Source organism: Aliamphritea ceti (genome assembly GCF_024347215.1).
Lineage (GTDB): Bacteria > Pseudomonadota > Gammaproteobacteria > Pseudomonadales > Balneatricaceae > Amphritea > Amphritea ceti.
The window spans coordinates 4533856-4553239 of sequence record NZ_AP025282.1; the positions used below are offsets into that span (position 1 = coordinate 4533856).

Genomic DNA, 19384 nt, shown 5'->3' on the forward strand with positions numbered 1-19384 from the left:
TTCATTCCTGCTTCACCCTGCTCAACGCCTGCTGTAGCTTCACAGCAAAATCGCCTTTCTGACCAACCTCAATAAGCGGATTATCATAACTGGCAAGCAGATTAACTCTGCCTGGCGCAACGCCCAATAGCAGCTGCTGCTCTCCAGCCTGAACCAGCACCACTTTTTCTCTTGCACTTAATGGCAAGGCAGCAACAATTTGCAAACTTTTATTTTGCCCTGGAAGGCCAGAATACCTGCGCAACAACCAAGCCAATGTAAAAATAAGCCCAATTACAACAATCAGACCAAGAGCAAGTTGTGAGATGGCGCCAGAATTAAACGGTTCTTTATACACCAGACCAGTAGACGGGTTTGCTGCTACTGCTCCTGATACTGTCTCAGCAAATAGCCAGGACGACTGCAAACTGAAAATCAGAAAGACAAGAGAACGCCAGACCACTAGCGCAGTTTCTCGATGCGTTCTTGCGGACTGATAACATCAGTCAGGCGAATGCCATAACGGTCATTAACAACAACAACCTCACCATGCGCCACCAGTGTTCCATTCACTTTCACATCAAGTGGCTCACCGGCTACACGGTCCAATTCAATCACAGATCCCTGATTAAGCTGCAACAAATTACGAATCGGGATTTCAGCATGTCCTACCTGCATAGAAATCGTTACCGGAATATCTAAAATCACATCGAGCTTAGGATCATTTACGAAGGAACCGTCATCAGTCAGCTCATCCAGTTCAACTGTCTGGGCAGCCTCACCTGTAGCCTGTTCAGCAAGCGCATCGCCCCAGTCTGCATCGCCGCCAACCTGCTCAGCCATTGCGGCACCCCAGTCATCGGCCATTGCACCCTGGTCAACATTATCTGTGTCATCACTCATGCCAGAACTCTCATCGTATTGGTAATTTCAGCAAACTTAACTGCTTTTCAGTTCAGTTATATGGATAGTCTTTACTTATTTAAATAACTATCAACGCTTTATTTGATTCAGAATTTTAACCGCCAGGTTTCCACGTGAAGTACCGAGATTACAAGTAAATATCGGCACCCTGTTAGCGGTTAATTTCAACTTATCCGGTATATCAATAGGTATGATATCACCAACTTCAAACTCAACCACATCACGCAAGGTTAATTGGCGCTCCGCAATTGACAGTCCCAACTCCATTGGTGCTTCCATAACTTCCTGTTGCAAGCTACTCAGCCATTGCTCATCCAGCTCTTCTTCTGCACGCTGGAAACCAGACACTAGTGTATCTTTTATAGGTTCCAGCATGGCATACGGCATAGTGACGTGAAACTCGCCCATGCCGCCATCAAGGTCTACCTGAAAAGAACTGACAACAACTACTTCTGAAGGGTTGATTACATTTGCCATTGCCGGGTTAACTTCGTGCCCATTAACCTCAAACTTGAGTGGCATTACTGGCTGCCAGGAGTCTTCCAGATCTCCAAAAAACTGTCCAATAACCTTATTGATCAGGCGTAACTCTGTTGGTGTAAACTCACGCCCTTCAATTTTGGCATGCCGACCATCACCGCCAAAAAAGTTATCCACCAGTTTGAACACCAGCTTGGCATCCATCACCAGCAAAGCAGTACCCCGTAACGGCGAAACACGTAATAGGTTAATACTGGTTGGAACGTATAGCGTATGTATATAGTCGCCATACTTCATAATCTGTACGCCGCCCACAGACACATCCGCATTACGGCGCAGTAAATTAAACAGGCTTATTCGGGTATGCCGGGCAAAACGTTCATTAATCATTTCCAGAGTAGGCATCCGACCACGAACAATTCGTTCGTGACTAGCCAGGTCATATACCCTAACCCCACCCGTATCCTGAGGCTCTTCTTCCTGAGTTTCTACATCTCCGCCATCAACACCATGTAATAAGGCATCAATTTCGTCTTGCGACAGCAGATCTTTAACGGTCATATATTAACCTTCACTGCATGATAAAACCGGTAAACAGTACTTTTTCAATGCCTGGTTTACCGATTTTCTCCTGCATTTCTGCCTGAATTTCCTGTGTTGCTGCAGCCTGTAAATCAAGTTTCCCCTGCAAAGTACGCAACGTTGAAAGAGACTGGTTACTAAACAGACGGGTAAGACGATTGACGATACGCGGCATATGCTTTGTCAGCGCAGCAACGACTTCATCATCACGTGTTTTGGTCTCTACATAGACCTGAAGGTAATGGGTTTTACCGTCATTACTGTTTATTGTCACAGTAAAATACGGATCCCCGGAAAGAATTCGAATCTTGCTATATTGTGCCTGTTTTGGCGCGGCAGGGGCTGCTTCAGCCGTCTCAACTGATTCATCATCCCCACCCAAAAACATCAAACCGCCTACAGCACCGCCTGCAGCAACTAAAATAGCGCCAACAATAATCAGGATAAGCTTCAGCTTACCGCCTTTTTTGCCTTCACCGGCCCCATCTGCTTCAGTATTTTCTTCAGCCATCAAAATTCCCAGCGGCATTCAGCCGATTTACCTAACAATAATGGGCTTAATATAACATACTGATTCAGCAGCGGAAGCCACCAAATTCCGCATTCCGCGCAGAAGAAATATATTCCTGAGATGGATTTTTTAAAATTCTACACTAGCTGAAGTTCAAACTGTCGTTTAAGCATAATAGTCAACCATTGAAATGCTTTGTTCTGCCTGACTAACGAGCACTTCAGACTCGCCGTCTACCTCACCATCGGCACCGTATCCCGCACTGGCGACCGCTTCACGCTCCTGAGCATTTTCCCGCTGTCCTGACCCCTGATCCTCTACCGAAGAGTCAGCCAATTCCAGGCCCTGCTCCGCAAACATTTCCCTCAAACGTGGCAGACTTTGCTCTAAGGACTCTTTGACACTGGCATGCGGCGTATTAAAAACAACACTTACCTGTTCATTTTTAATTTCCAGTTTCACATTCAGGCTGCCAAGCTCTGGCGGATCAAGACGAATTTCCGCCACTTTACCATTCTGCGATGCTAACCAGACAACTCTATCACTAACAGCTTGCCCCCAGGCAGGATTACCCGGCCTCAAGCCCTGCTGCATTTGTAACTGATGCGGTTCTGCTCCCACTTTTTCAGCGCGTGCCGCACCAGTCGCAGCCAATGAACTGGTAAGTGACTCAGCAAAACTCTCACCCCTGGCTTCAGCACTTACAGCCGCTGTTGATGTTTTATTAGCTGTCTGATTTGCCAGTTGCTCACTTAGCTGAAATGCTGAGTTTTGTAGCTTTGCCAAGCTATCTGATCCAGCAGCTCCAGCTAAGAAAGTTTTTTGCCCTTCAGGTGAGCCTTTATTGTCTCCAGCTTTATTGTCAGCAACCAACCCTTTCAGTAAACCATTTTCTTCAGCAGCACTTTGCCCAACACCATTCACAGACGGACTAACTGTCTGCTTAGCATCTGACTTAGCAATACCTGCTGCCTGTACAGCAACGCTTTCAGCACCCGGAGCCATCACTTTTGCCGCCTGAGACTCCACTGATTGCTGTGCAACTTGCTGCTGTACTACCTGAGTATTCTGTAATGACTCTGCAGATACATTACCTGTAGCTTGTGGCAAAGCCGTGGCTAAGGAATCACTTGGGGATGCGGTAACCTGTTGATCAGCTGCGGTTACGGCATTCCTACCTGCAACAGAAACCTGTGCATTAATCAGCGCCGGATCAACAATGCGCTCAGCCTGATCAGGACTATCGCCTACTGGCGTAATCGGCGCTACCGGGGTGAGTACCCCCTCATTCTGCTGCCGGACACCTGCTGTATTCTGAGCACCCTCAACAACTGCAGTTTGCTGAGCTACTTGCTGCTGAGTTTTTTCACCAGCAACTGACACTGAAACGTCTTTGGCTGCAACAACTTGTTGCTGTCCGGCAGCATCAGATGTTACTGGCGTTTTTTCCGTACCAGATGCAGCCACCAATTCATGTACAGCTTTACTTAAAGGCGCTTCATCAACAGGTACCCGTGCAATCTCTGCCACTAGCGGCTCAGTTGCCACCTGAGAAACAGCTGCACCCTGAGACACTGGAGCCCCAACCAAAGCACTAGTCGCAACAGCCTGAGTAGAAGCGGCGCTTTTTTCCTGAATCAATGAATACTCAGCGGTGACGTCTGCTTCCAGAAACTTCTTCAACTCGCTCAGCGCATCGCTACCATCAATATTCTCTTGCTTGCCAGAAACACTCTGAGGGGATTTTTCCTGTTCAATTGATGCCTGCTGATGCCCAGGCGGCAAACTCTCTCCGCTTACTGCCGGCACTTGCCCCTGAGAGCTGACGGCAGCAGACTGACTCGCCCGAGCCTGACTGGTTTGTAAAATCATGGCATTAAAGTCCCCACCAGCCCCCGCATTTGCTGGTGCGACGCCGGCTCCAACCAAATCTGGCATTGATCCGGTACTGATAGAAACAGGAAGCGATGAATTCATATGGCAGCCCTAATTAAACACTCAAAACGCTTATTACGTTTATTTATTAGTATTTAAAGCAGGATTAATGCCAAAAAAGGAAAAACGCCTAAATCAGGTTTGATTTATCGTTAAATGAAAGGAGTACGGACGAGCTGAGAACGCTCATCTATTTGTTGTTGTTGTTTTTTATCATCGGCCCGGCGCTCATCATCCCGCGCCTTTTCTATTACCGAATCAATCGCTTTAAAATGTCCATAAGCAGCCTTCCAGTGCTCACGGACCTTCTCAAGATGTTGCTGATCAGACTCAACCGCCTGACGTTGTTGCTGGATCGCGGTACGCAGCTTTTGCATGAACGCCTGATGGGTATCCAGTTGCTGAACACTCACACCAGCAGCACCATTTGCATAAAAATTATTGGCATATTCAGCATAATACTGCTCCAACTGCTGCATTGTCTGAATTCCTTTCTGAATTCGCCCCTGAGTATCAGCCAGCAACTGATCAGCCTGCTTACGCTTCCGCTCAGCCTGCTCCAATACGATTGCCAACCGTTTTGAGCGTTTCATCACTGAGCCTTAACTGAAGCAGCGGTGCTTTCACCGCCTTGTGGATTCGGAGACAAAACCATAGCCATACTTTGCAAACTGGTATTAAAGTCAAAAGACTCCTTTAATCCCTGCTGAAGAAACTCACGCATTAACGGCATTCGCTCAATCGCGAAATCTGTCTCAGGATCACTCCCTCTCATATAAGCCCCCACCGAGATTAAATCACTACTTTGTGATACTTGGCATAAATCTGCTTAAAGCCCATAGCCGCCTGCAAATGCTCGGGAGACACAATCTGCGGCATCGCCCTGCTAATAGACTGTTCAACATCGATCGCAGGATAATGCCCACGCTCAGCAAGTGAACGAGATAACACCACATGGCCATCTAAAATTGCCCGGGCAGAATCAGCGATAGGATCCTGCTGATCATCGCCTTCCGTTAACACAGTATAGAAAGCAGTTACTGAACCACCACCATGATCGCCATTACCGGCGCGCTCAACCAACTTAGGCAGTTTAGCAAACACTGAAGGCGGATAACCTTTCGTCGCCGGAGGCTCTCCTACCGCCAGCGCAATCTCACGCTGCGCTTGTGCATAACGGGTTAGCGAATCCATCAGTAAGAGTACATTTTTACCCTGATCGCGAAAATACTCAGCAATACGGGTAGTCAGCTGCGCAGCACGTAACCGCATCAAGGGAGAATCATCTGCGGGAGAGGCAACCACTACGGAACGAGCCATCCCCTCTGCGCCCAGACTGTGATCTATAAACTCCCGTACCTCTCGCCCCCGCTCACCGATCAAACCAACAACAACTATTTCTGCTTCAGTAAAGCGGGTCATCATCCCCAGTAATACACTTTTACCGACACCACTGCCGGCAAACAAACCTAAACGCTGCCCCCGGCCAACGCTTAGCAGGGCATTCATACAACGAATACCGACATCAAGCGTCTGATTAATTGGCTGGCGAGCCAGAGGATTAATAGTACGACCATGCAAAGGCACTCGGGTATCACACCCCAAAGGCCCACGCCCGTCCAGCGGCTTACCAATACCATTAATAACCCGGCCTAACAGACTAAAACCAACCTCTACATCACCACCACCCTGCTTTGGCAGAACTTTAGCCCCAGGGGCAAGCCCTTCCACAACATCTATTGGCATCAAATAAATACGATCGCCCGCAAAACCAACAACCTCAGCCTCCGTTGGTAAACCTTTTTCAGGATAAACCAGACAATAATCACCCATTGAAGCTTTAATACCGACAGCCTCAAGTGTAAGTCCAATCAAACGGGTTATGTGGCCTTCAGAAACAGGCACGGGCGGGACATAAGACACATTATGAAGTCGTGATAAACGCGTTAAAAGACGATTATCACTCATTATTTAAATCAGGCGCACCCTGGTGTGCCACCTCAATGAGATGTGCCTGTAACTGGCTGGCAACTGCCTGAAAACGTACCTCAGCTGTATGCTCGATCAATGCATTACTGGTCTTAACCTTGCAACCACCAGCCTGAATCGAATCATCCGCCAAAAACCGCCAGTTATCATGACTTTGCAGCAAAGGCTCAAGCAGCTCTACCTGCTCAGGATTGACAGATATATTAACCGTACCACTCTCTCTGGGTAGTTGCGACACTGCATCCTGAACGGCTTGTTTAACCGCCTCTGTGCTGGTTTCTAGTTCAGCATTAACAACTGCACGGCTCAACTCCAGCACCATATCCACCAACATTTTTTCGACGTCAGTATTGATTTGCTCCAACGGTTGCTCAAGCTGCAGAAACATTGCTTCTAACTTCGACACCTGTTGAGCAATATCATTATTACCGGCAGCTAAGCCTTCCTGATAACCAGCTTGTTGCCCCTCTTGCTGACCAACTTCAGTGCCTGACTTAAGTCCTTCCTTGTAACCTTCCTGACGAGCATTTTCTCGAATCGACTCAAGTTCAGATAAGGTAAGCTTTTCAGCAACAATTTCATCTTCAACAACGGCAACCTCAGGCTCCTGAGGCATTTCATGCAAAGCCACTACATGATGGCTCTTCACCACTGGCAATTCCCAGGGCTGCGTGATTACTGCTTCATCGGCGCGAATACGCACCATAGAACTATCAATAGCTTTCATCGGTTAGAGCATCTCTTCGCCACCGCCACCCAGCATGATTTCACCATCATCTGCGAGGCGACGTGCCACACCCAGAATCTCTTTCTGAGCTTCTTCCACTTCACTTACACGTACCGGACCTTTCGCTTCCAGATCGTCGCGCAGCAAGTCAGCAGCACGTTTAGACATATTGCGGAAAATCTTTTCCTGCAAACTGGTATCAGCACCTTTAAGCGCAACCACCAGTACATCGGTATTTACTTCACGAAGAATAGCCTGAATACCACGATCTTCAATATCAATCAGATTATCGAATACAAACATAAGATCGGAAATCTGGTCGCTGAGACTTTCATCAACTTCTTTGATTTTCTCCATAATGTCTTGCTCAAGAGAACTGTCAATGAAGTTCATAATCTCTGCGGTTGTTTTCAGGCCACCCAGAGATGCTGTCTGACTGGATGCACCGGCAAACTGCGCTTCCAGAATATCATTCAATTCTTGCAGCGCAGATGGCTGAATCTGATCCAACGCGGTAATACGCATCAGGATATCCAGACGCACTACATCATCAAAACTTGCTAACACTGCCGCAGACTGATCGGCAGAAAGATATGCCAACACCACTGCCTGAATCTGAGGATGTTCGTAACGAATTATTTCCGCAACCTGACGCGGGTCCATCCAGCGCAATGTTTCAAGACCGGATGTATTGGTATTCATCAGAATCCGGTCGATCAGCGTCTGAGCTTTCTCTAAACCTAAGGCCTGCCCAAGCATCTCTTTAATATAAATATCATTATTAATACCAATGCTTGTCTGGTCACTAATCGCTTCCATAAAGTCTGCCATTACCGCTTCTACCGCTGACTGTGGAATATTATCCAGGTCATTCATCGCAGAACCGATCAGCTGAACTTCTTTCTGCCCCAGATACTTGAGTATCTCTGCGGCATCAGCCTCCCCCATACTGATAAGCAATACCGCTGCTTTCTGCAGCTTATTCAACTCAATAGCTGGCTCAGTACTTTGATTTGGCTCACTCATCTTCGTTTACCCACTGACGAATCGCCTGCGCCACTTTGGCAGGGTCTTCAGCAATCATACTGCGAATGGCATTTAACTGATATTCGTATGTCTCATTAGGCGTCGGTGACAAAGCACTATCAATACCACTGAAAGTCACCTGATCAGCAGACATACCATCCATTTCCAATGACTCTAATTGCGCAGAGATCTCACCTTCAGGACTGCTCTCATCTGTTTTTTCTTTCTGACTGGCAACAGCCAGATGATTCAGAATTGGACGCAACAAACCAAACACTAGCAACAGAACAAATAAACCTGCAGCAGCCTTCCGGGCAATATCCCACACCCATTCCTGCTGCCAGATTGGAATTTCTTCATCAACAAACTCTTCCGGCGCAGCAAAAGGTGAATTCAAGACATTCACACTGTCACCACGTAACGCAGAAAACCCTACGGAGTCCCGAACCAGAATCGTCAGCCGATCCAGATCCTGCTGAGCCCAGGCAGTCTTACCAGCGCCAGCAGCTCCTCCCGCAGGAAGAAAATCATCAACGACTACAGCAACAGACAGACGCTTAACACGCCCCATCTGGTGTCGCGTGTAGCTTATCGAACGATCTAGCTCATAGTTACGCGTGGCCTGTGAACGGGCACTTTGTGGCGGTTCACTTTTTGCTATAGGCACACCATTAGCGTCGAGAACCACTTCAGGGACAGTCGTTTCTCCCGGAGGCTGGTTAGATAATGCCCCAGGAATTCCCCGTGCTTCATCGCTCCCAGTTGTATTCTCATCCAGGGTTTGCTCACTACGTAAAGAAGGTAAGTCCGGATTAAAAATCTCATCCGTTTGCTCAACAGCTGTAAAGTCGATATCAGCAGAGACTTCTGCCCGAAAATTACCTAATCCAACAACCGGCTGTAAGATACTGTTTACCCTGTTTAGCAATGTCTCTTCAATCTTACGGGTATACTCCAGCTGCTTCGCCGCCAACACCACATCAACATCTGCATCACGTGTATTCAGCAGTCGCCCTTTCTGATCAACAACAGTTACATCTTCACTGGAGAGTGATGGAATACTGGATGCAATCAGATTAGCTATAGCTTCAACCTGCACACGGTCTAACTTACGCCCTGCCAACAACTCAAGAAACACTGAGGCTGTTGGCTTACGCTGATCGCGAACAAATACAGACTGCTTAGGTAACGCCAGATGAACCCGCGCCTTGCGTACCGAAATCATACTGCTGATCGTACGGGCTAGCTCCCCCTCAAGACCACGGCGATAGCGGGCGTTTTCCATAAACTGACTGGTGCCGAGCCCTTGTTCTTTGTCGAGCAACTCGAAGCCAACAGTGTTATCACCACTGAAACCTTCAGAGGCGAGACGCAAACGTGCTTTATGTAACTGTTCATTAGGCACCAGGATCGAACGACCTGATGAATCAAACTTATAAGGGATACCGAATAACTGTAGTTGATCAACGATTTCATTCGCATCAGCATAGGCAACATTATTATACAGAACCCGGTAATCAGGTTCCTGAGACCACAGCACCACAGCAAAACCGATAGCGATAGTAGCCGCCAAGCCAATCATCAGCCCGAGCTGACGAACTAAGCTTAAACGATTGTAACCAAAGGTAACCCCTTTGCTGCCACCCGCTGCCATAGATGCGTTTTCCATTTAGTTGAGTGCCTTACACAACCGTTAATTTAAAAAGTGCCATTAAATTGGCATCTTCATAACATCTTCATAGGCCGACACCATCCGGTTTCGAACCTGCGTCATCGCCTGAAATGAAACAGATGCTTTTTCCATGCTGATCATCACCTGATGCAAATCAACACCCGGGTCTCCCCGCTCAAAAGACGTAGACAGAGCTTTGGCTTCTTTCTGCATGCCATTCACTTTATCCACAGCCCCTTTCAGCATTTCGCCAAAACCTGGTGCATCATCAGTGACACCAGCAACCGGCATCGCCATTGGAGCCTGCTGCATACCTTGTTGCGCCTGGGACTTCATCGCGCGCATCTGTTCTAAAACAGAATTTATGTCAGCTCTTTCGATCATACCCACCTCAGAAATCGGCAATATATTGACATTATATGCGTAGACTAGGTCTATTCAAGTAATAATCTTCCATATTCGCCAAAAAAACGTCATTCAATAACGTCAAAAAACTATACACATACACTTAAAAGCAAAAAACGGGCCATTAAGCCCGTTCATTTTTTGACAGATAGATATAACAAATTACACCCTCGGAGCTTCTCCGTATTTCAGACGCACATACATCAACGCCACCGTAATGGCATCTCCTAACGCGGTATGCCGCTCAAGTATCGGAATATCAAGATTCTTAGAAATTGTATCGAACCTGAGATCAACATTGCCGCCAATACTCTTCCACTTAAGAATGTCATGATATACATGCGACAACTCAATTGCCTTTCCCGGCAACCCAAAGCCATAACGGGGCCGCAAGAATTTATCTAACATACGAATATCATAATTGACGTAATAACCCAGTACGGGACGATTGCCTACAAACGCCAGCACCTGCTCCAACGCCTCATCCATCTCCACACCATCAACCAGATCTGCAGCTCGTATCTTATGAATTTTTATCGAATCTCCGGTAAGGCTTTTTGGCGGTTTAAGTTTAATATCCAGCCTTTCACTGGTGACAACTTTTTGACCTTTGATCTTTACAGCACCGATAGAAAGAATCTCTCCTTCTTTGACATTAAGGCTAGTGGTTTCACAATCCAGCGATACCACTTCATCTCCCTCATAAGGTGCGAACAGCTCTCCATGAGGCCCGGCCTTATGATCTATCCGTTCTTTAAACTGCCTGATGGTGCGGGGAATAATCATCCTGATTGCCTCCAGATTAACCTGCCAGATGATAACGCAACGCAAGATGCTTCTTAAAACCCTTCACTATATGTAAAGCATCACGCAACATATCACGTTCCATTTTATCCAATAACGCAAGATCAACGGTATTGGGCGTTTGATCTACATTACCTGATTCCGTGCGGACAACTTGTTGCCCCAGCCTTACCTGAATAAACAACGACAGCGCCTCACAAAGCTCACGACCATGTTTTTCTTTAATTTGCCCTAACTTTACTAACGCCTCTATTCGCTTAAAAGTATTGGTTTCAAGAATCCGATATTCCAGTGCCAGGGTTCGAATACCGTGAACAATCGGGAAGATCCCCCCTTTCTTCACATCCAGCTGACCTTTCTCTTTAAGGCTTCCAAAAAAACTCAACGGGGTATCAAACTCCAACGCTACTTTTGCAAAGTGAGCAAAAAACACTTTATTACTCTGCAGGTGTCGCATAAACCAGTTTCGTGAAGTCTTAAACAGTGCATGATTTCCCGCTACAGGGTGAGCATCGACTGCGATTGCCAGATTCATTTGCGCCAGCCCATCACAGTTTTGTGACCAGTCACTTAGCTGCTGAGTCCAGTCTCCAATTGACTTAACCCAGGCCGGATTCGATACCATGATATTGCCCGGACACTCAGGAAAGCCAAATGAAATAAGAGTGTCAGTAAAATGGCGCATAGTTTTATACATGTCTGGCCAGATTAAACCGTCCCGATAAATCAGGCCGTTATCCTGATCCGTTTTCATTATTTGCTCGCCTCGTCCCTCACTTCCCATTACCACCAGGCAAACATGAGGCTGCATATCCAGCGGAACAATCAGATCAAACAACTTAGCAATAATCCGTCCGTTCATTGCCGCAATCAGATCCATTACAAAACGCGCTTTTACACCCTGACCAACCACTGCACGAACCAGATCACTTAAGCCTTCAGCAGCCTCTCGCAGAGCAGCAATATTATCTGCACGCTCAATTCGCAAACCAATAACATGAGAATGACTGGAGAAGTAACTGAGCACATCAGTGAGCTCTACAACCCCAAGTAATTGCTGATCATCCATTACCACAACCCGCTCGATATGTTGCTGTGTCATAGTAATCAGAGCATTAAATAAATAATCATCCGAAGCAGTGGTTATAAGGCGGTAACTGGCAATCTCGGCCACATCTGTATCTAAAGGAAACCCATCAATAACGATGGCGTCCAGTAAATCAGTTCCAGTGACCATACCGTAACGATTACCTCTCTTAACCAACATGCAATCAGCCCGCTGCTGGCGCATTAACCGGGTAGCCGTTTCGATACTGTCTCCCTGCTGAATAATAAGCGGCTCACGGATGGCGCCATCTTTTATCTGCGCAAGCATGAATTCAGCCATATCCTGATCGCCACCCAACTCAGAGCGAATCTCAGTTTTCGCAGATAAACTCTGCTGAAAATAATCCGCAAACCGGCTATTTACAGCACACAGGTCCAAGAGGGCTTTGGTCGGTAAAATATGGCAAATAGTTTCTTCTTCCGCGATGAAGTTATGAATCGCGCGTCCTTTTATGGCAGACCAGCCACCAAAGTAATCTTCTGCGGTGTAGTGCACGAAGACATGGTCAACATCACTGCCTCCGACATCATTCTCACTGACAACACCTTTTAATATAACGTATACCCCTTCAGGCACATCACCAGCCGCCAGTATCGTCTCATTTCGCTGGTAATAACCAATATCAAGACTATTACGCAGCAGTGTCTGTTCAGGCTCATCAAGCAAGCTGAACGGCATATTCGTCATATTAAAAGAGGAAGGCATTAATACGGTCCTTATTATTTAAAACACCGGCGGAACCTGCCGGACAGAAAAAAGGGCACGCCTGCTCTCGCGGGCGCGCCCTTATCACTTCTCTCCAAAGGAGAGGCTAACTATTAGTGAGCGTGAGCTGCACCCGCACCACGTGGTACACGGATATTCTCAACCATGTTTTGAATTTCAACTGGCGGAGGCGGCGTCATCATAGAAACAACATACGCAACAGCAAAGTTCAGAAGCATACCCACGAAGCCGAAGCCACCAGTAGAAATACCCAGGAACAGATCTTCTTTCGCACCACCCATGAAGGTGAAGTAAACCATATAAGCTATTGTCGAGCCCAAGCCTACAATCATACCTGCAATAGCACCTTCCTTATTCATACGCTTATTGAAGATACCCATAACGATTACCGGGAATACCGAGGAAGAAGCCAAGCCGAATGCGAGAGCAACCACCTGTGCCACAAATCCCGGCGGATTTATCCCAAAGTAACCGGCAATACAAATAGCCACCACTGCAGCTATCCGCGCATACATAAGCTCCTGCTTATCCGAAATATTCGGATTAATACAGGTCTTCATAAGGTCATGAGATATCGCAGTAGAGATTACCAGCAGCAATCCGGCCGCTGTAGACAGTGCCGCAGCTACAGCACCCGCCGCCACCAAGGCAATAACCCAGTTAGGTAGCTGTGCAATCTCAGGGTTTGCCAGAACCATGATGTCGCGGTCAACATACACTTCGTTGGCATATGGTGCGCCATTCACAGCCACTGGATTTTCAACAGCATTAGTAACTGCACGCTCGCCATATTCACCGCGGTTTTCACCGTCAAAGGCGGGCTTACCTTTCTTACCATTGAAAGCAGCGCCAGCAGCGTACTGAACTTTGCCATCACCGTTATAGTCATGCCAGCCAAGCAGACCTGCATTTTCCCAGTTTTTGAACCACTGAGGCATCTGCGCGTATTCAGTACCTGCGTTATCAGCACCGTTAATAGTCTGAATCAGATTTACACGACCAAAACCAGCAACACCTGGTACAGAGGTATACAGAATAGCAATAAAGATCAGCGCCCAGCCTGCAGAAGTACGTGCATCTTTTACACGAGGTACAGTAAAGAAACGAACAATTACATGCGGTAAGCCTGCGGTACCTGCCATAAGAGCAGCTGTTAAACAGAACATATCAATCGTTGATTTCTTACCTGCTGTGTATTCAGCAAAACCAAGATCTGTAGATAACTGATCAAGGGTTGCCAGGACCGACAGACCTGAGTCCAGAGTTGCACCTAAACCAATCTGCGGCAGTATATGGCCGGTAATTTGTAATGACAGGAAGAATGCTGGCACAGTGAAAGCCAGAATCAGTACACAATACTGTGCAACCTGAGTGTAAGTAATACCTTTCATGCCGCCAAGAACGGCGTAGAAGAATACGATTGCCATGCCGATAAACACACCCGTGTTAATATCAACATGCAAGTAACGAGAGAATACGATACCCACACCACGCATCTGACCAGCTACGTAAGTGAAGGAAATTACGATTGTACAAATAACCGCAACAATACGCGCAAAATTAGAGTAGTAACGATCGCCGACAAAGTCAGGGACAGTAAACTTACCAAATTTACGTAAATAAGGTGCCAGAAGCATTGCCAATAGCACATAGCCGCCAGTCCAGCCCATTAGATATGCAGCACCATCACGACCAATGAAAGACACAAGGCCCGCCAGAGAGATGAAGGAAGCCGCAGACATCCAGTCTGCTGCGGTTGCCATACCGTTTGCCACTGGATGTACACCACCACCGGCTACGTAGAATTCTTTTGTTGACCCTGCACGGGCCCAGATTGCAATACCGATATAGAGCGCAAACGAGCCGCCTATAAACAGGTACGTCAGTACATCAAGACTCATAATACCGTCCTCAGATTCTTGTTATTGTTATTCGTGAACGTCGTATTTCTCATCCAGCTTATTCATGCTGAATGCGTAGGCCCAAATCAGACCAACGTAGACGAAGATAGAACCCTGCTGATCAATCCAGAATCCTAATGGGAAGCCGAAGAACGGAATTACATTGAGTTGTTCCACCAGCAAGATACCGCACACATATGAGACTACAAACCATATAGAAAGGTATGTAATGATAATGCGCAGATTTTCAGACCAATAGGCCTGAGCGTTCTCAGACGAAGACATTGGCACCATCCTTATTTTTGTTATTGGGTTAATAGAATTTCGTCATATAACGCTAACAAAGTGCCTCCGCTTAGAAAGCCCCGACTTTAGTATCAGGCTGTTTTTTGAGCACCCACCGGTTTCGCTACAAGCCAGTAACAACAAGGGATTCAGATGAATGTTTTGCAGTGCAGCGCAAAGCTGCCTGTAGACAAAGGTATAATTCTGCACGGTGCTTTTTTACTGCATTTTTACTGCCAGACTGTGTTTAAATGAAACTCTGACATGCAATAAAACTCGCTGTGAATGATTTGCAGGCGCCAAAAGTTTACCGGCAGCAGGCAGTATTTCCTCCACAGTACAGGAACCGGAAAACATGCTCTCTGGCGCATCAATTATTTTCATTTCACTGGCCTATGTATGCCTGCTTTTTGCCATCGCGTATTTTGGTGACCGCAGCCGTAAAGGACGTTCTTACGCCAGCAATCCGGTTATCTATTCTTTATCTCTGGCCATATATTGCTCCTCCTGGACTTTCTATGGCGCAGTTGGTCGCGCAACTACCAGTGGCTGGGAGTTCCTTGCGACATATTTAGGCCCTGTACTGGTATTTATATTTGCCTGGCGGATCATCGAAAAAATCATTCTTGTCGGTAAGCAACAAAACACCACCTCCATTGCCGATTTCATCTCATCCCGCTACGGTAAAAGTCAGTCACTGGCAATTCTGGTAACTGTCATCGCAGTATTTGGCACCATTCCATATATAGCGATGCAGCTAAAAGCTGTGGCCATCAGCTTCGATGCGCTGACACCAAATATTGCAGACGGTCTTAGTAAAGGCAGCGATACAGCCTTATTTGTAGCCTTGCTGATGGCGGTTTTTGCCATTCTCTTCGGTACCAGGCATATAGACGCAACCGAACACCACGAAGGCATGGTATTAGCGGTAGCATTTGAATCCATCATCAAACTAACCGCTTTCATAATGGTCGGCCTGTTTGCGGCATTTGAAATTTTTGAAGGGGTAGATGATCTGATCTTTAACATCAGTCATCAGCTTAGTTACAACGTAAACTTCCGCGGACCGCTGAGTAACGGCTTTATCATTGAAGTATTACTGGCCTGCGCAGCAATCATCTGTCTGCCACGTCAGTTCCATGTAACCATTGTGGAAAACACCCAGCTGGATAACCTGAAAACCGCCCGCTGGCTATTCCCTCTCTACATGGTGTTGTTAGCTCTATTTGTTTTACCAATTGCCACAGCAGGCATGAGCGTTTTTAACCCTAGCACTACCAACGCAGATACTTACGTACTCTTACTACCATTACGTTTTGGCCACGAGAACCTGGCTGTCTTCGCGTTTATTGGTGGTTTATCAGCAGCCACCAGCATGGTAATTGTTGCTTCTATCACACTGGCAACCATGGTGTGCAACGACATAATCATGCCATTACTGTTACGTATTTCCTGGTTACATCTGTCTGACAATAGAGACCTTGGGGCACTGCTTCTGCGGGTACGACGCATCACTATCGTCTGCCTGATGCTAATGGCTTACTTCTATTACCGTATTCTCGGCGACCAGACGTCTCTGGCGTCTTTCGGTTTACTGGCGTTTGCGGCTGCAGCTCAGTTAATCCCCGGCATTATCGGTGGTATATACTGGAAGAATGGCTCCCGCTACGGCGTACTCGCCGGATTAAGCGCTGGCTTCATTCTCTGGATCTACACCCTGGTTTTACCAACGTTGGCCAGCGTTGGCTTACTCGACAACAATATCATTGAAAACGGTTTGTTCGGCTATGAAAGCCTTAAACCCATGGCACTGTTCGGTATTACAGGACTGGACATTCTGACTCACGGCACTCTGTGGAGCGTCGGTGTTAATACCTTGTTATATTTCGGTGTCTCCCACTATACCTCGCAACGACTGGTTGACCGGATTCAAGCCAGCGCATTTGTTGATGCATATAATAAGGACCTGAACGAGCCTCAACGCACCACCAACACCCATGCAACCGTTGGCGACCTGCAAACCCTGGCTGAACGCTTCTTAGGCACTAACCGGGCACAACACGCCTTCACCGACTTTGCCCTGAAGTTCAGCCAGACACCACCACTGGCCGGCGAAAAAGCCAGTCACGAGCTAATCCAGTTTACTGAACGCTTACTCGCAGGCGCTATCGGTGCGTCTTCCGCACGTATAGTGCTGGCTTCAACCCTGCGTGGCAAAGACATGCAGATCGGCGATATTGTGACTATCGTGGATGAGGCTTCACAGGCACTACGCTTTAACCGCTCCTTACTACAATCCACCATCGAAAATATTTCGATGGGGATCAGCGTTGTGGATCAGCAAATGCGTATCGTTGCCTGGAACCGTCGCTATATTGAGATGTTTAACTACCCCGAGGGACTGGTCTGTGTCGGCCGGCCAATTGAAGATATTTTTCGTTATAACGCCCGTCACGGTGAATATGGTAACGGTGATATCGAAGCATCAGTTAAAGCCAGACTGGATGCGATTCGCTCCGGTGAAAACCAGTCTTATGAACGCCACCGCCAGAACAATACCGTGCTGGAAATTCGCGGCAATACCATGCCCAATGGCGGATTCGTTAATACCTATATGGATATTACTGATCATAAAGAAGTTCAGGAAGCGCTCCGCGAAAGTGAGCAGAACATCCGTATTTATACCGACAATGTGCCAGTGTTAATCGCATACCTGAATAATGATCAGTACTACCAGTTCGTGAATAAATCTTACGCCCAAACCTTCGGTATTGACCGCCACAATATTGCCGGCATGCACTGCACCAGCGTTCTCAGCAAAGAAGAATATCAACAACGCCTGCCTTATATTAAAAGTGCTGTTGCTGGTGAACGACAACGCTTTGAAACCCAGCTACCGACCAAAGATGGCTCGCCACGCTACGCAGAAGTCACCTATATTCCACACTTTGGCTATCAGGGAGAAATCCCCGGCTATTTCACTCTGTATCAGGACATTACTGAGCGACGCCTGGCTGAGCAGGCTTTACAGGAAACCAACGAAAATCTGGAACAACGGGTACAGGAACGAACTTACTCCCTGTCAGTAGTAAACAATGAGTTACGTAAAGAAAACACCGTAAGAGCACTGATTGAGGATGAACTGCGCCAGGCAAAGGCAAGTGCTGATGCAGCCAATCTGGGCAAAACCCGCTTTCTGGCTGCAGCCAGCCATGACGTGCTACAGCCATTAAATGCTGCCCGCCTGTTCACCTCAGCTCTCGCACAGCAACAGCACAGCGAAGCCACCACTCAGCTCATAGACAACCTTGACGGCTCCCTGAAAGCTGCTGAGACGCTAATTTCTGCTATTCTGGACATATCCAAGCTGGACGCTGGCGCTCTGGTGCCAAACCGTAGCCATTTCAGCCTGACAACGCTGTTTGAGAATCTAAACACCGAATTCACTGTACTGGCTAACGAAAAGGACCTGCTATTCCGTTTCGTTAACTGCCATCAGATTGTTCATACCGACCCCCAGCTGTTACGACGAGTACTGCAGAACTTTATTTCCAACGCTATACGCTACACCCAGAAAGGCAAAATTTTGCTGGGCTGCCGCCATACCGGGAACAGCATTCGCATCGAAGTGTGGGATACAGGTGTAGGTATTCCGGAAGACAAGCTCAGTGAAGTCTTCGAAGAGTTCCGTCGTATCAATAATCCTAAACATTCAAAGGTAGAAGGCCTGGGCCTGGGCCTGGCTATAACAGAACGTATCGCTCATATTCTTGAACATCCGATCAGCGTCCGCTCATGGCCAGGCAACGGAACAGTATTCAGCGTTAACGTACCGCTTGGCGACACCAGCAAAGCGATTAAACAACAACCGGAAAGCCGTGGCTGGACCCGCAGCAAAGGACTTGAAGGCGTCAACATCTTAGTTGTGGATAACGAACCAAGCATCCTGGATGGTATGACTGCATTGCTTCAGGGGTGGTCCTGCAACACCTTATGCGCGTCATCGAGCATCAATGCTATCAAGCTTATTGAAGAGCAAAACTTTACTCCGGATATTATCCTGATGGACTACCATCTGGATGACAGCCTGACCGGCACTATGGCTCTTAAAGACCTTTCCCGTCTTTGGCCAGTAAAAATTCCGGCAGTAGTTATTACTGCAGACCGTACAGACGAAGTACAAAGTGAAATCCGCCAGTCTGCTGCTCAGCATCTGAATAAGCCAATTAAGCCGGCAGCATTGCGGGCCATGATCAACAAACTCATATCCAGCAGCCGGCAACAGGAATCCGAACCGTCCTGAACGGCACAAAAAAAGGGCCTCCAGGCC

15 protein-coding genes and 1 pseudogene are annotated in these 19384 nt (G+C 47.3%); 1 reads left to right on the forward strand and 15 read right to left on the reverse strand.

Going from position 1 to position 19384, the window contains the following annotated elements; genetic code table 11:
- Position 1: 1 nt before the first annotated feature.
- The 15 genes and pseudogenes from fliO to OCU49_RS20580 all read right to left on the reverse strand — a co-directional run bounded on the left by fliO (position 2) and on the right by OCU49_RS20580 (position 15054).
- Positions 2-442, reverse strand: coding sequence for a flagellar biosynthetic protein FliO (fliO, locus tag OCU49_RS20510; protein WP_336605351.1), 441 nt, complete (start codon positions 440-442; stop codon positions 2-4).
- A complete protein-coding gene (gene fliN, locus OCU49_RS20515; protein WP_261842409.1) occupies positions 442-882 on the reverse strand; it encodes a flagellar motor switch protein FliN in 441 nt (146 codons plus the stop codon). Before fliN ends, fliO begins: the two co-directional genes overlap by 1 nt.
- 90 nt (positions 883-972) lie before the next feature.
- A complete protein-coding gene (fliM, locus tag OCU49_RS20520; RefSeq protein WP_261842410.1) occupies positions 973-1944 on the reverse strand; it encodes a flagellar motor switch protein FliM in 972 nt (323 codons plus the stop codon).
- Positions 1945-1954: 10 nt separating this feature from the next.
- On the reverse strand, positions 1955-2476 hold the full coding sequence (locus tag OCU49_RS20525) for a flagellar basal body-associated FliL family protein (RefSeq protein ID WP_261842411.1): 522 nt from the start codon (positions 2474-2476) through the stop codon (positions 1955-1957).
- A 165-nt stretch (positions 2477-2641) separates the two neighbouring features.
- Positions 2642-4453 carry a flagellar hook-length control protein FliK gene (locus tag OCU49_RS20530; protein ID WP_261842412.1) on the reverse strand — a complete coding sequence of 604 codons (1812 nt, stop codon included), beginning with the start codon at positions 4451-4453 and terminating at the stop codon, positions 2642-2644.
- A gap of 110 nt (positions 4454-4563) precedes the next feature.
- On the reverse strand, positions 4564-5004 hold the full coding sequence (gene fliJ, locus OCU49_RS20535; RefSeq protein ID WP_261842413.1) for a flagellar export protein FliJ: 441 nt from the start codon (positions 5002-5004) through the stop codon (positions 4564-4566).
- Positions 5004-6379 (reverse strand): annotated as a pseudogene (gene fliI / locus OCU49_RS20540) (flagellar protein export ATPase FliI). The gene fliJ and the pseudogene fliI overlap by 1 nt, the downstream one beginning before the upstream one ends.
- Positions 6372-7127: a flagellar assembly protein FliH gene (locus tag OCU49_RS20545; protein WP_261842414.1), complete on the reverse strand. Its 756-nt coding sequence runs from the start codon at positions 7125-7127 to the stop codon at positions 6372-6374. Before OCU49_RS20545 ends, fliI begins: the two are co-directional and overlap by 8 nt.
- A gap of 3 nt (positions 7128-7130) precedes the next feature.
- On the reverse strand, positions 7131-8153 hold the full coding sequence (gene fliG, locus OCU49_RS20550; protein WP_261842415.1) for a flagellar motor switch protein FliG: 1023 nt from the start codon (positions 8151-8153) through the stop codon (positions 7131-7133).
- Positions 8146-9822: a flagellar basal-body MS-ring/collar protein FliF gene (gene fliF, locus OCU49_RS20555; protein WP_261842416.1), complete on the reverse strand. Its 1677-nt coding sequence runs from the start codon at positions 9820-9822 to the stop codon at positions 8146-8148. The genes fliG and fliF overlap by 8 nt, the downstream gene beginning before the upstream one ends.
- A 42-nt stretch (positions 9823-9864) precedes the next feature.
- Positions 9865-10209: a flagellar hook-basal body complex protein FliE gene (fliE, locus tag OCU49_RS20560; protein ID WP_261842417.1), complete on the reverse strand. Its 345-nt coding sequence runs from the start codon at positions 10207-10209 to the stop codon at positions 9865-9867.
- Positions 10210-10392: 183 nt separating this feature from the next.
- Entirely contained in the window at positions 10393-11016 is a 624-nt protein-coding gene (locus OCU49_RS20565; protein ID WP_261842418.1) for a 3'-5' exonuclease, read from the reverse strand.
- A 16-nt stretch (positions 11017-11032) separates the two neighbouring features.
- Positions 11033-12847, reverse strand: a complete 1815-nt coding sequence (locus OCU49_RS20570; RefSeq protein ID WP_261842419.1) for a DUF294 nucleotidyltransferase-like domain-containing protein — start codon at positions 12845-12847, stop codon at positions 11033-11035.
- 113 nt (positions 12848-12960) lie between these two features.
- Positions 12961-14769 (reverse strand): sodium:solute symporter family protein, encoded by a 1809-nt coding sequence (locus tag OCU49_RS20575; RefSeq protein ID WP_261842420.1) that lies wholly within the window; start codon positions 14767-14769, stop codon positions 12961-12963.
- Positions 14770-14796: 27 nt separating this feature from the next.
- The gene (locus tag OCU49_RS20580; protein ID WP_261842421.1) at positions 14797-15054 is read right to left on the reverse strand and encodes a DUF4212 domain-containing protein; all 258 of its coding nucleotides are present in this window, start codon (positions 15052-15054) and stop codon (positions 14797-14799) included.
- A gap of 355 nt (positions 15055-15409) precedes the next feature.
- On the opposite strand from OCU49_RS20580, the gene OCU49_RS20585 reads away from it, so the two are divergent.
- Positions 15410-19357 (forward strand): NahK/ErcS family hybrid sensor histidine kinase/response regulator, encoded by a 3948-nt coding sequence (locus tag OCU49_RS20585; RefSeq protein WP_261842422.1) that lies wholly within the window; start codon positions 15410-15412, stop codon positions 19355-19357.
- Positions 19358-19384: the final 27 nt, after the last annotated feature.

Excerpts from the sequence above, each read along its gene's own strand:
- fliJ (WP_261842413.1), bottom strand. The coding sequence starts at position 5,004 with ATGAAACGCTCAAAACGGTTGGCAATCGTATTGGAGCAGGCTGAGCGG.
- fliN (WP_261842409.1), bottom strand. The coding sequence starts at position 882 with ATGAGTGATGACACAGATAATGTTGACCAGGGTGCAATGGCCGATGAC.
- OCU49_RS20545 (WP_261842414.1), bottom strand. The coding sequence starts at position 7,127 with ATGAAAGCTATTGATAGTTCTATGGTGCGTATTCGCGCCGATGAAGCA.
- OCU49_RS20530 (WP_261842412.1), bottom strand. The coding sequence starts at position 4,453 with ATGAATTCATCGCTTCCTGTTTCTATCAGTACCGGATCAATGCCAGAT.
- OCU49_RS20575 (WP_261842420.1), bottom strand. The coding sequence starts at position 14,769 with ATGAGTCTTGATGTACTGACGTACCTGTTTATAGGCGGCTCGTTTGCG.
- OCU49_RS20580 (WP_261842421.1), bottom strand. The coding sequence starts at position 15,054 with ATGTCTTCGTCTGAGAACGCTCAGGCCTATTGGTCTGAAAATCTGCGC.
- fliF (WP_261842416.1), bottom strand. The coding sequence starts at position 9,822 with ATGGAAAACGCATCTATGGCAGCGGGTGGCAGCAAAGGGGTTACCTTT.
- OCU49_RS20585 (WP_261842422.1), top strand. The coding sequence starts at position 15,410 with ATGCTCTCTGGCGCATCAATTATTTTCATTTCACTGGCCTATGTATGC.
- OCU49_RS20525 (WP_261842411.1), bottom strand. The coding sequence starts at position 2,476 with ATGGCTGAAGAAAATACTGAAGCAGATGGGGCCGGTGAAGGCAAAAAA.
- fliM (WP_261842410.1), bottom strand. The coding sequence starts at position 1,944 with ATGACCGTTAAAGATCTGCTGTCGCAAGACGAAATTGATGCCTTATTA.
- OCU49_RS20565 (WP_261842418.1), bottom strand. The coding sequence starts at position 11,016 with ATGATTATTCCCCGCACCATCAGGCAGTTTAAAGAACGGATAGATCAT.
- fliE (WP_261842417.1), bottom strand. The coding sequence starts at position 10,209 with ATGATCGAAAGAGCTGACATAAATTCTGTTTTAGAACAGATGCGCGCG.
- OCU49_RS20570 (WP_261842419.1), bottom strand. The coding sequence starts at position 12,847 with ATGCCTTCCTCTTTTAATATGACGAATATGCCGTTCAGCTTGCTTGAT.
- fliG (WP_261842415.1), bottom strand. The coding sequence starts at position 8,153 with ATGAGTGAGCCAAATCAAAGTACTGAGCCAGCTATTGAGTTGAATAAG.